Genomic DNA, 12,343 nt, shown 5'->3' with positions numbered 1-12,343 from the left:
GTTCAGGACTAGGTTCGATGCATGGCGGACACGAAACGCGAGATCGAGCGCAAATTCGAGTTCACGACGAGCAAGGCCGCGCGCCGCGGAGTCCCGGACCTGACCGGCACGGACGCCATCGCGGCCGTCACCGACCAGGGCACCGTCGACCTCGACGCGGTCTACTACGACACCCCCGACCAGCGGCTCGCCGCCGACGGCCTGACCCTGCGGCGCCGCACCGGCGGCGCGGACGCCGGCTGGCACCTCAAACTGCCCGTCTCCCCGGGTGTCCGTGACGAGGTGGGTGCCCCCCTCGCCGACACCGTCCCGCGCGCCCTCGCGGCCCTGGTCCGCTCCCGGGTCCGGGACGCCTCCCTGGAACCCCAGGTCCGTCTTGTCTCCTCGCGCCGCGTCAGCCACCTCCTCGACGCCGAGGGGATGCTCCTCGCGGAGCTGTCCACCGACGCCGTCCGCGCCGAACGCGACGAGGCCGCCGCTTCCTGGACCGAGGTCGAGGTCGAGCTCGCCGACGGGGCCGACCCGGCGCTCCTCGACGCCGTCGAGAAGAGGTTCCGCAAGGCCGGGCTCAAGGTCTCCGACGCGCCCTCGAAGCTGGCCCGGGCCCTCGCCGAGACGGGCACCGAGCCGCCGGCCCGGCCCGGACCCGCCGCCGCCGAGGGCACCGCGGGCGCGCTGGTCCTCTCGTACCTGCGCGAACAGCGCGACGCGCTCGTCGCCCAGGACCCGGCCGTCCGCCGCAACCTGCCCGACTCCGTCCACCAGATGCGGGTCGCCTGCCGCCGGACGCGCAGCGCCCTCAAGACGTACCGCAAGGTCCTGGACCGCGCCGTCACCGATCCGCTGGGCGAGGAGCTGCGCTGGCTGGCCGCCGAGCTCGGCCTCGACCGGGACCAGGAAGTCCTCTACGACCGCATCCAGACCCACGTCACCGAGCTGCCCCGCGCCCTCGTGATCGGCCCCGTCCGCGGCCGGCTGCGGACGTGGAACAACTCCCGCCGCTCGGGAACCCGGCGCCGCGCCCTCGCCGCCCTCGACGCCAAGCGGTATACGGCCCTGCTCGACTCCCTCGACGCGCTGCTGGCCGATCCGCCCCTGCTCCCCGGCGCGGCCGAGCCGGCCGCCCGGCCCGTGCCCAAGGCCGTGCTCAAGGACTACGAGCGGCTCGCGACCCGGGTCGCCGGGGCCCTGGACCTGGACCCGGGCGAGGAACGCGACCTGGCCCTGCACGAGGCCCGCAAGGCCGCCAAACGCGCCCGCTACGCGGCGGAAGCGGCCGTGCCCGAGCTCGGCAAACCGGCGAAACAGCTGGCCAAGGCCATGAAATCGGTCCAGACCCTGCTCGGCGACCACCAGGACAGCGTCGTCGCCCGCGAGGCCCTGCGCGGCCTCGGCGCCCAGGCGGCCGGAGCCGGCGAGTCCGCTTTCACCTGGGGCGTGCTCTACGCCCGCGAGGAGGCCCTGGCCGCACAGGGTGAGCGGGAGCTTCCGGACGTATGGGGGCAGGCCGCCGACCCCGCGCTCCGGGCGGAGCTGGGCGCCTAGGCGGAGATCACGGCGGCAGGAGGCGGCTGCGCCTCGGGTTACGCTTGAGAGTCGCCCCCTGCCCGCTTCACGAAAGTCGCGTGATGTCCGAGTCGGTCTTCCCACAGCTCGAAGCTCTGCTCCCGCATGTGCAGAAGCCCATCCAGTACGTCGGCGGTGAGCTCAACTCCACCGTCAAGCCGTGGGATTCGTGTGACGTCCGCTGGGCGCTCATGTACCCGGACGCGTACGAGGTCGGGCTGCCCAACCAGGGCGTCATGATCCTGTACGAGGTGCTGAACGAGCGCGAGGGCGTGCTCGCGGAGCGCACGTACAGCGTGTGGCCGGACCTCGAAGAACTGATGCGCGAGCACAAGGTGCCGCAGTTCACCGTGGACAGCCACCGCCCCGTGGGCGCCTTCGACGTGTTCGGCCTGTCCTTCTCCACGGAGCTGGGCTACACGAACATGCTGACGGCCCTGGACCTGGCGGGCATCCCGCTGGAGGCCAGGAACCGTACGGTCGACCACCCCATCGTCCTCGCGGGCGGCCACGCGGCCTTCAACCCCGAGCCGATCGCGGAGTTCATCGACTGCGCGGTCATCGGCGACGGCGAGCAGGCCGTCCTCGACATGACCGAGATCATCCGCACGTGGAAGGCCGAGGGCCGTCCGGGCGGGCGCGAAGAGGTCCTCTTCCGCCTGGCCAAGACCGGCCAGGTCTACGTGCCGGGCTTCTACGACGTCGACTACCTGCCCGACGGCCGCATCGCGCGCGTCGCGCCGAACAAGTCGGGCGTCCCGTACCGCGTGTCCAAGCACACGGTCATGGACCTCGACGAGTGGCCGTACCCGAAGCAGCCGCTGGTCCCGCTCGCCGAGACCGTCCACGAGCGGATGTCCGTCGAGATCTTCCGCGGCTGCACCCGCGGCTGCCGTTTCTGCCAGGCCGGCATGATCACGCGCCCCGTGCGGGAGCGAAGCATCACCGGCATCGGCGAGATGGTGGAGAAGGGCCTCAAGGCGACGGGCTTCGAGGAGGTCGGCCTCCTGTCGCTGTCCTCCGCGGACCACACCGAGATCGCCGAGATCGCCAAGGGCCTCGCGGACCGCTACACGGACGACAAGGTGGGCCTGTCCCTGCCCTCGACCCGCGTGGACGCGTTCAACGTGGACCTGGCGAACGAGCTGACCCGCAACGGGCGGCGCTCCGGTCTGACCTTCGCCCCCGAGGGCGGCTCCGAGCGCATGCGCAAGGTCATCAACAAGATGGTCTCGGAAGAGGACCTGATCCGCACCGTCGCCACGGCGTACGGCAACGGCTGGCGCCAGGTGAAGCTGTACTTCATGGTCGGCCTGCCCACCGAGACCGACGAGGACGTGCTCCAGATCGGCGACATGGCGGTCAACGTCATCGCCAAGGGCCGTGAGGTCTCCGGCCAGAACGACATCCGCTGCACGGTGTCGATCGGCGGGTTCGTGCCGAAGCCGCACACCCCGTTCCAGTGGGCGCCGCAGCTGTCGGCCGAGGAGACGGACGCGCGTCTCGGCAAGCTCCGCGACAAGCTCCGCGGGGACAAGAAGTACGGACGCTCCATCGGCTTCCGCTACCACGACGGCAAGCCGGGCATCGTCGAGGGCCTCCTCTCGCGCGGTGACCGCCGCATCGGCGACGTCATCCGCGCCGTGTACGAGTCGGGCGGCCGCTTCGACGGCTGGCGCGAGCACTTCTCGTACGACCGCTGGATGCAGGCCGCGGAGAAGACGCTGCCGGCCTACGGCGTGGACGTGGCCTGGTACACGACCCGCGAGCGCACCTACGAGGAGGTCCTGCCCTGGGACCACCTGGACTCGGGTCTCGACAAGGACTGGCTCTGGGAGGACTGGCAGGACGCCCTCGACGAGACCGAGGTCGAGGACTGCCGGTGGACCCCGTGCTTCGACTGCGGCGTCTGCCCGCAGATGGACACCCACATCCAGATCGGCCCCACGGGTCAGAAGCTCCTGCCGCTGACGGTCGTGAAGTGACCTCGGGCTGACACGCCGCTTCGGATACGCCCCTCACCGCGAACGGTGGGGGGCGTATGCGTTCGTGTGGGGCCGGGATCCGTCGACCGGGTCCGGCGGCCGCCGCAACGGCCGGGGGGTTTTGAGAGTCCTTACGGGTATGGAACTCGACAAGCGGCAGGTCCCGGACGGCGGCGAGGGCTGCCTCGTGGGCGTCATCCGGGTGCCGGTCAAGATCGTGGCGTTGATCGTCGTACTGCCCGTACGGGTGGTTTGGGATCTGCTCGTCGCGTTCGGACGGGCTGTTCACCGGCATGTGCTGGGGCCCCTCTCCTCGTACGTGCTGGAGCCGCTGCTGCGCGGAATCGGCCGGGTGCTGACCGTGCTGCTCAAGCTGGTGTTCGTCTGGCCCTGGGTCGGGCTGTGGCGGTACGTGCTCCGGCCGGTGTACGCGCACCTCCTCGCTCCCGTCGGCCGGGGGCTGTACGCGTACCTCCTGCGTCCGCTCGGTGAAGCGCTGGCCTGGGTGGGGCGCGGAGGGATGCGGTACCTGCTCGCGCCGCTGGCCAAGGGCGTGTCGTGGCTCCTGTGGGCGCTCGCCATGACCCTGTTCGTCTGGCCCTGGGTGGGGCTGTGGCGGTACGTGCTCACCCCCCTCGGGCGGGGGCTGGCCCGGGCGGGCGCGGTGTTCCACCGGTACGTGCTCACCCCCGTCGGGCAGGCGCTGGCGTGGACCGGCGCCGTGTTCTACCGGTACCTGCTGCGGCCCGTCGGGCTGGGGGTGTACCGGTACCTGCTCGCGCCGCTCGGGCAGGCGCTCGTCTGGGCCTGGCACGTCGCCGGGCGGATCGTCCGGGCGGTGTGGCGCGGAGTGCGGCTGGTCGGGTGGGTGCTCGTCGGGTGGCCCGCGGCGCAGGTGTACCGGCACCTGCTGACACCGGTCGGACATGTCGTACGGGATGTGTGGCGGACCGTCCGCAACACCGTGCGCGAGGTCCGGGCCGAGGTGCGGAGGGCCCTGTTCGGGGGCCCCGGCCGGGAACCGGCGAGGTCACGGGCGCGTACTCTGGGTAGTACGACAGCCGTGGGCGAGACGCCCGCCGCTCCCGAGATCTCCTGGCGCAAGCGAGGGTGAGCCGGAGAGCGCCGGCTCACCAGACCTCAGGGCGACGCGCGAGCCGCGGAGCCCCGCACAAGGAGAAGAACCACTGGGCAAGCGACAGCCCGAAGGCCCGCCCCCCGCACCGGTGGTGCAGCGCATCCGACTGCGCTACACCAAGCGCGGCCGCCTCCGGTTCACCAGCCACCGTGACTTCCAGCGCGCGTTCGAGCGGGCCCTGCGCCGCGCCGAGGTGCCCATGGCGTACTCGGCCGGCTTCACCCCGCACCCGCGCGTGTCCTACGCGAACGCCGCGCCGACCGGCACCGGCAGCGAAGCGGAGTACCTGGAGATCGCGCTCGCGGAGCCCCGCGACCCCGAGAAGCTGCGCGAGCTGCTCGACGAGTCGATGCCGGTCGGGCTCGACATCATCGAGGCCGTCGAGGCCCGTACCTCCGGGCTCGCCGACCGTCTGACCGCCTCCGTGTGGGAGCTGCGGCTGGAGGGCGTGGAGGGCGCCGACGTCCAGCGGGCGGTCGGGGCGTTCCTCGCCGCCGAAGCGGTGGAGGTGCAGCGCCGCACCAAGAACGGCATGCGCACCTTCGACACCCGGGGGGCCGTTGTGAGCCTTGAGGCGGTTCCTGCCCCGGCTGATAGGACGCCGGACAATGCCTGTGCGATACTGCGGCTGGTTGTTCGGCATCTGACACCTGCCGTTCGACCCGACGACGTCCTGTCCGGTCTCCAAGCTGTGGCCGACCTGGCGCCGCCGGTCCCCGCAGCGGTGACCAGGCTGGCGCAGGGGCTCTTCGACGAGGAGTCCGGCACGGTGACCGACCCGCTCGCGCCCGACCGCGAGGCTGTCACGGCCGCCCCACCCACGGCCGCCGTAGCAGCCGACGCGAAGGCGCCGGAAGGTCCCGCCGCGTAGGGATCGTCGTCGTCGCGCAGCCCTGGCACTCGGGAGCCACCTGGGTCGGGCCGCGCACAGACCTGAAGACTTCCGCCAGGCCGTACGACAAGACGTACGGAACCGGCGGCCATGGACTACAGCTCCCGTGTGGCGAACGCGCCCCGGAGGCCGGTTCCGCGCTGACCGCGCGGAACCGCGCCGGACCGGAAGTCAGCCGCGGCGCCCGGGAGCGTGACGGGAGAACCGCCCGCATGCTCAACAACGAAACCAACAACACCACCGGTGGCGCCGACAGCGGCAGCCCGAGCGACAACCTGCCCCCGCGCAGGCGTCGCCGCGCCGCGTCGCGGCCCGCGGGTCCGCCCGGTGGGGCCGTCGCCCCGGCCGCCGCGGTGACCGAGGCCGAGGCCGCTCCGGCCGCCCCCGCCGCCGAGGAGGCCGCTCCGGCCGCCGCCCCGGCCCGTACCCGCCGCCGCGCGACCCGCGCCGTGGCCGCCCCCGAGGCTCCGGCCACCGCCGAGGTCGCCGCCCCGGCCGCCGCTCCGCTCGCCCCCGCCGCTCCGGCTGCCGAGGAGCCCGCTGCCCCCGCGCCGCGTGCCCGCCGCCGTGCCACCCGCGCCGTCGCCGCTCCGGAGGCTCCGGCGGCCGCTGTCGAGGCCGTCGTCGAGGCAGCTCCGGCCGCTCCGGCCGCTCCGGCTGTCGAGGAGCCGGCCGCTCCGGCGCCGCGTGCCCGTCGTCGTGCCACCCGCGCCGTCACGGCCCCCGAGGCTCCGGCTGCCGCCGAGGTCGTCGTGGAGGCCGCTCCGGTCGTCGAGGCCGTCCCGGTCGTCGAGGAGCCGGCCGCTCCGGCGCCGCGTGCCCGTCGTCGTGCCACCCGCGCCGTCACGGCCCCCGAGGCTCCGGCTGCCGCCGAGGTCGTCGTGGAGGCCGCTCCGGTCGTCGAGGCCGTCCCGGTCGTCGAGGAGCCGGCCGCTCCGGCGCCGCGTGCCCGTCGTCGTGCCACCCGCGCCGTCACGGCCCCCGAGGCGCCCGCTGCCGCCGAGGTCGCCGAGGTCGCTGCCGAGGTGCCCGCGCCGAAGGCGACCGTCACCGTCGCCGACGCCGTCGACTCCCCGAAGCGCGGCGGCCGCCGCCGTGCCACCCGCTCCGCCGCGTCCGCCGCTCCGGCCGCCTCGCCGGTGCAGCCCGCCGCGGAGGAGCCCGCCGCTCCGGCGCGCGGCCGCCGCGCCGTGCGTCCCGCCGTCGCCGTGTTCCAGGCGCCGGTCTTCGCCGAGCCGATGTTCCAGACCCCGGAGACCGCCGCCATGGCGGCCGCTGCCGCCGCCGCGGCCGTCGAGGCCGAGGAGGTCGAGGAAGAGGAAGAGCTCGAAGCCGAGGCCGAGGTCGTCCAGGCGCCCGCCGCCCAGCCGGCCGGCCGCCGCCGTCGCCGCGGTCGCGGCGCGGCCGAGGCCGCCCCGGCCGAGACGGCGCCGGTCTCGCTGGCCGACGTGGAGCGCGTCGAGGCGGAGACCGAGGTCGCCGAGCTCGACGAGGAGAGCGCCGAGTTCGAAGAGGGCGACGAGACCGGCGAGCGCCCGTCCCGCCGTCGCCGCCGCGGTGGCCGCCGCCGTCGCCGCGGTGAGGCCGCCGACTTCGACGAGTCCGCCGAGGAAGAGGCCGAGACCGCCGAGCAGGAGGCGGAAGAGGAAGAGGGCTCCGCCGAGGAGGACGACGAGGAGAACGGGGCCCTCGGCTCCAGCTCCAGCCGTCGCCGCCGGCGCCGTCGCCGCCGCAGCGGTGACACCGGTACGGACGCCGAAGCGGGCGAGGAGGACGGCGTACGCACCGTCGTCAAGGTCCGCGAGCCGCGCCCGGCCCGCGAGAAGGCCGAGCCGTCCGACGAGGTGCAGTCCATCAAGGGCTCGACCCGTCTGGAGGCGAAGAAGCAGCGCCGCCGCGAGGGTCGCGAGCAGGGCCGCCGCCGCGTCCCGATCATCACCGAGGCCGAGTTCCTGGCCCGCCGCGAAGCCGTCGAGCGCGTCATGGTGGTCCGCCAGTCCGGCGAGCGCACCCAGATCGGCGTCCTTGAGGACAACGTGCTCGTCGAGCACTACGTCAACAAAGAAGAAGCCACCTCGTACGTCGGCAACGTCTACCTGGGCAAGGTCCAGAACGTGCTGCCGTCGATGGAGGCCGCCTTCATCGACATCGGCAAGGGCCGCAACGCCGTCCTGTACGCCGGTGAGGTCAACTTCGAGGCGCTCGGCATGGCCAACGGGCCGCGCCGCATCGAGTCCGCCCTCAAGTCCGGCCAGTCGGTCCTGGTGCAGGTCACCAAGGACCCGATCGGCCACAAGGGCGCCCGCCTGACCAGCCAGGTCTCGCTGCCCGGCCGCTACCTGGTCTACGTGCCCGAGGGCTCGATGACCGGCATCAGCCGCAAGCTGCCCGACACCGAGCGCGCGCGTCTGAAGACCATCCTCAAGAAGATCGTCCCCGAGGACGCGGGCGTCATCGTGCGCACCGCCGCCGAGGGCGCGAGCGAGGACGAGCTGCGCCGCGACGTCGAGCGTCTGCAGGCCCAGTGGGAGGACATCCAGAAGAAGTCGAAGCAGATCTCGACCTCTTCGCCGAGCCTGCTGTACGGCGAGCCGGACATGACCGTCCGCGTCGTGCGCGACATCTTCAACGAGGACTTCTCGAAGGTCATCGTCAGCGGTGACACCGCCTGGGAGACCATCCACGGCTACGTGAACCACGTGGCCCCGGACCTGGCCGACCGGCTGTCGCGCTGGACCTCCGAGGTCGACGTCTTCGCGACGTACCGGATCGACGAGCAGCTCGCCAAGGCGCTCGACCGCAAGGTGTGGCTGCCCTCGGGCGGTTCCCTCGTGATCGACAAGACCGAGGCGATGATCGTCATCGACGTCAACACCGGCAAGTTCACCGGTCAGGGCGGCAACCTCGAAGAGACCGTCACCAGGAACAACCTGGAGGCGGCCGAGGAGATCGTGCGCCAGCTGCGGCTGCGCGACCTCGGCGGCATCGTCGTCATCGACTTCATCGACATGGTCCTGGAGTCGAACCGCGACCTGGTCCTGCGGCGGATGCTGGAGTGCCTGGGCCGCGACCGTACGAAGCACCAGGTCGCCGAGGTCACCTCGCTGGGCCTGGTCCAGATGACCCGCAAGCGGGTGGGCCAGGGCCTGCTGGAGTCCTTCTCCGAGACCTGTGTCCACTGCAACGGGCGCGGTGTCATCGTGCACATGGAGACGCCGACCGTGGTCGGCGGCGGCGGCAACGGCAAGCGCGCCAAGCGGCGCGGCGGCCGCGGCCACGAGCACGACCACGAAATCGAGGGCGTCGAGACCGGCGAGGTCCTCGAAGCCGAGACCGAGGCCGAGGTGGCCGCCGAGCTCGCGGCGCCGGTGGCGCTGCCCGAGCCGGCGTTCGTCGCGGACGAGGAGCTCTACGGCAGCCCGGCCGAGGCGGAGGCCGCGGCCGGTCTGAGCGGTCGCCGCAACCGCCGCCGTGCCACCCGCAAGGCGACCGCCCCGGCGGGTGCCCCGCGCGGTACGGCCGCCCCGGCGCCGGCCCGCGAGTCCGAGCCCGTGGCCGAGGCCGTCGTCGAGCCGGTGGTCGAGGCCGAGCCGGTGACCGAGGCCGCCGACACGGTGCTGGAGCCGGCCGTCGAGGTCGTCGCGGAGGCCGTGGAGGCCGCCGAGACGGTCGAGGCCGCGCCCAAGGGCCGCACCCGTCGCCGGGCCACCCGCAAGGCCACGGCCCCGGCCCCGGTGGCCGAGGCCGCCGCCGAGCCCGAGCCGGCCGCCCCGGCCGCCCCGGCCGCCCCGGAGCCCGAGGTCGTGGAGGCCCCGGTCGCCGAGGCCCCGGCCGAGGAGGAGGCCCCGGCCGTGGAGGCCGCACCGGCCCGTCCCCGTCGCCGTGCCACCCGTAAGGCCACCGCACCCGCCGGCTCCCCGGCCGGCGCGGCGGAGGCCGCCGTACTGGTCGTCGAGAGCCCTGCGGCCGAGCCCGAGGCCGCCCCGGCCCCGGCCGAGGCGGCGGAGGCCCCCGAGGTGGCGGAGGAGGCCGAGAAGCCGGCCAAGAAGGCGGTCCGCAAGACGGCTGCCAAGAAGGCTCCGGCGAAGAAGGCCACCGCCGCCAAGAAGGCGACGGCGGCCAAGAAGACCGTGGCCAAGAAGGCGACCGCCAAGAAGACCACGGCGAAGCGGGCGACGAAGAAGACCGCGGCGGCCGAGCAGCAGCCGCAGTCTTCGGTCTCGGCTCCGGCCGAGGGCTGATCCACCGCTGAGTGACCCAGCGGCCGTGGGCCCCGCCGAGCAGGCGGGGCCCACGGCCGTGAGGGGCCCGGTTTGCTCCTACGGGACCGGCCCCGTAACCTAGACCGTCGGCGTGTCGTAGCACGCGCCGCGCTCCTGAGCACCTTCCTCACGTTCCGTACGCGCAAGCGTCGTGCGAGAGAGGCCGCTCGTCCAATCCGGATCGGTGTGGTCCTGCCCTCGCGGCGGGTCTGCCTGAGCGGCTGGCTTCAGGAGCATCCGTCCCGAGTGAGAGAGAGATCCGCGTGTACGCCATCGTGCGCAGCGGTGGTCGCCAGCACAAGGTTGCTGTCGGCGACATCGTTGAGGTTGACAAGATTTCCACTGCCAAGGTTGGCGACACGGTCGAGCTCTCGACCCTGCTCGTTGTCGACGGCGACGCCGTGACCAGCGACCCGTGGGTCCTGGCCGGTATCAAGGTCACGGCCGAGATTGTGGACCACCACAAGGGCGCCAAGATCGACATCCTGCGCTACAAGAACAAGACCGGCTACCGCCGTCGCCAGGGTCACCGCCAGCAGTACACGGCGATCAAGGTCACCGGTATCCCCGCGGCTGCGAAGTAAGAGGGACTGAGACATGGCACACAAGAAGGGCGCATCGTCCACCCGGAACGGGCGCGATTCCAATGCTCAGCGGCTCGGCGTGAAGCGCTTCGGCGGTCAGGTCGTTTCCGCTGGTGAGATCCTCGTCCGCCAGCGCGGCACCCACTTCCACCCCGGTTCGGGTGTGGGCCGTGGCGGCGACGACACGCTGTTCGCGCTGCAGGCGGGTGCCGTCGAGTTCGGCACGCACCGTGGCCGCAAGGTCGTCAACATCGTTCCGGCCGCCTGATCCAGCTTCTGCTGATCAGCGGTACGTAACTTCCCGAGGGCGGATCTCAGCTCTTCCCGGCGCGAGCCGGGAAGAGAGGTCCGCCCTCGGCGCGTTGTCATACAGACCACGTTTTAATGGGCAGCTAGGTCTGCCCGGGACATTCCCGTATGTATCTGGAGGAACAACCATGACCACCTTCGTGGACCGCGTCGAGCTGCATGTCGCCGCGGGTAACGGGGGCCACGGCTGCGCCTCCGTTCACCGGGAGAAGTTCAAGCCGCTCGGCGGCCCCGACGGCGGCAACGGCGGCCGTGGCGGCGACGTCATCCTGGTGGTGGAGCAGGCGATCACCACCCTGCTGGACTACCACCACAGCCCCCACCGCAAGGCCACCAACGGCAAGCCCGGCGAGGGCGGCAACCGCTCCGGCAAGGACGGCCAGGACCTGGTCCTGCCCGTGCCGGACGGCACCGTCGTCCTCGACAAGGAGGGCAACGTCCTCGCCGACCTCGTCGGCCAGGGCACCACGTACGTGGCCGCGGACGGCGGCCGCGGCGGCCTCGGCAACGCCGCGCTGTCCTCCGCCCGCCGCAAGGCCCCCGGCTTCGCGCTCCTCGGCGTCCCCGGCACCACCGGCGACATCGTCCTGGAGCTCAAGACCGTCGCGGACGTGGCCCTCGTCGGCTTCCCGTCCGCCGGCAAGTCCTCGCTGATCTCGGTGCTCTCCTCCGCCAAGCCGAAGATCGCGGATTACCCGTTCACCACCCTGGTCCCGAACCTGGGTGTCGTCACCGCCGGCTCCACCGTCTACACGATCGCCGACGTCCCCGGCCTGATCCCGGGCGCCAGCCAGGGCAAGGGCCTCGGCCTGGAGTTCCTGCGCCACGTCGAGCGCTGCTCGGTCCTCGTGCACGTCCTGGACACCGCCACCCTGGAGTCCGACCGCGACCCGATCGCCGACCTCGACGTGATCGAGGAGGAGCTCAAGCTCTACGGCGGCGGCCTGGAGAAGCGCCCGCGCCTCGTCGTCCTCAACAAGGTCGACATCCCCGACGGCCAGGAGCTCGCCGACATGGTCCGCCCGGACCTGGAGGCCCGCGGCTACAAGGTCTTCGAGGTCTCCGCGGTCGCCCGTACGGGCCTCAAGGAGCTCTCGTACTTCCTCGCCGAGGGCATCGCCAAGGCGCGCGCCCGCAAGCCGAAGCAGGAGGCGACCCGCATCGTCATCCGCCCGAAGGCCGTGGACGACGCCGGCTTCACCGTCACGTACGACGAGGTCGAGGACGTCTACACGGTGCGCGGCGAGAAGCCGGAGCGCTGGGTGCGCCAGACCGACTTCAACAACGACGAGGCCGTGGGCTACCTGGCCGACCGCCTCAACCGCCTCGGTGTCGAGGACGCGCTGAAGAAGGCCGGCGCCCGCGCCGGCGACGGCGTGGCCATCGGCTCCGACGAGAACGCGGTCGTCTTCGACTGGGAGCCGACCATGATGGCCGGCGCCGAGATGCTGGGCCGCCGCGGCGAGGACCACCGCCTTGAGGCCCCGCGTCCGGCCACCACCCGCCGCAAGGAGAAGGAAGCCAAGCGCGGGGACTCCGCCCAGCAGGAGTACGACGAGTTCCGTCCCTTCTGATCTGCGCCTTGCCGTTCTCGTGACCCGGACGGC

At 72.7% G+C, this 12,343-nt stretch carries 8 protein-coding genes; all 8 read left to right on the top strand.

Features of this window, described 5'->3' with window-relative positions; all coding sequences use genetic code 11:
• Nucleotides 1–21 precede the first annotated feature (21 nt).
• The 8 genes from AB0M92_RS09145 to obgE all read left to right on the top strand — a co-directional run bounded on the left by AB0M92_RS09145 (nucleotide 22) and on the right by obgE (nucleotide 12,310).
• On the top strand, nucleotides 22–1,545 hold the full coding sequence (locus tag AB0M92_RS09145; RefSeq protein ID WP_366101448.1) for a CYTH and CHAD domain-containing protein: 1,524 nt from the start codon (nucleotides 22–24) through the stop codon (nucleotides 1,543–1,545).
• An 80-nt stretch (nucleotides 1,546–1,625) separates the two neighbouring features.
• The gene (locus AB0M92_RS09140; RefSeq protein ID WP_366101447.1) at nucleotides 1,626–3,551 is read left to right on the top strand and encodes a TIGR03960 family B12-binding radical SAM protein; all 1,926 of its coding nucleotides are present in this window, start codon (nucleotides 1,626–1,628) and stop codon (nucleotides 3,549–3,551) included.
• 139 nt (nucleotides 3,552–3,690) lie between these two features.
• A complete protein-coding gene (locus AB0M92_RS09135) occupies nucleotides 3,691–4,665 on the top strand; it encodes a hypothetical protein (RefSeq protein WP_366101446.1) in 975 nt (324 codons plus the stop codon).
• Between the two features lie 115 nt (nucleotides 4,666–4,780).
• Entirely contained in the window at nucleotides 4,781–5,560 is a 780-nt protein-coding gene (locus AB0M92_RS09130) for a TIGR03936 family radical SAM-associated protein (protein WP_366101445.1), read from the top strand.
• 233 nt (nucleotides 5,561–5,793) lie between these two features.
• Nucleotides 5,794–9,822: an Rne/Rng family ribonuclease gene (locus AB0M92_RS09125; protein ID WP_366101444.1), complete on the top strand. Its 4,029-nt coding sequence runs from the start codon at nucleotides 5,794–5,796 to the stop codon at nucleotides 9,820–9,822.
• A 284-nt stretch (nucleotides 9,823–10,106) separates the two neighbouring features.
• On the top strand, nucleotides 10,107–10,427 hold the full coding sequence (rplU, locus tag AB0M92_RS09120; RefSeq protein WP_030715748.1) for a 50S ribosomal protein L21: 321 nt from the start codon (nucleotides 10,107–10,109) through the stop codon (nucleotides 10,425–10,427).
• A gap of 13 nt (nucleotides 10,428–10,440) precedes the next feature.
• Nucleotides 10,441–10,695, top strand: coding sequence for a 50S ribosomal protein L27 (gene rpmA / locus AB0M92_RS09115; protein WP_048480572.1), 255 nt, complete (start codon nucleotides 10,441–10,443; stop codon nucleotides 10,693–10,695).
• A gap of 169 nt (nucleotides 10,696–10,864) precedes the next feature.
• Nucleotides 10,865–12,310: a GTPase ObgE gene (gene obgE, locus AB0M92_RS09110; protein WP_366101443.1), complete on the top strand. Its 1,446-nt coding sequence runs from the start codon at nucleotides 10,865–10,867 to the stop codon at nucleotides 12,308–12,310.
• The last annotated feature ends 33 nt before the right edge of the window (nucleotides 12,311–12,343 follow it).

This window comes from Streptomyces sp. NPDC051582, assembly GCF_040681715.1.
Classification (GTDB): domain Bacteria; phylum Actinomycetota; class Actinomycetes; order Streptomycetales; family Streptomycetaceae; genus Streptomyces.
Note: the sequence above shows the minus strand (reverse complement) of the source record. Positions and strands in the feature narration are given on the sequence as shown.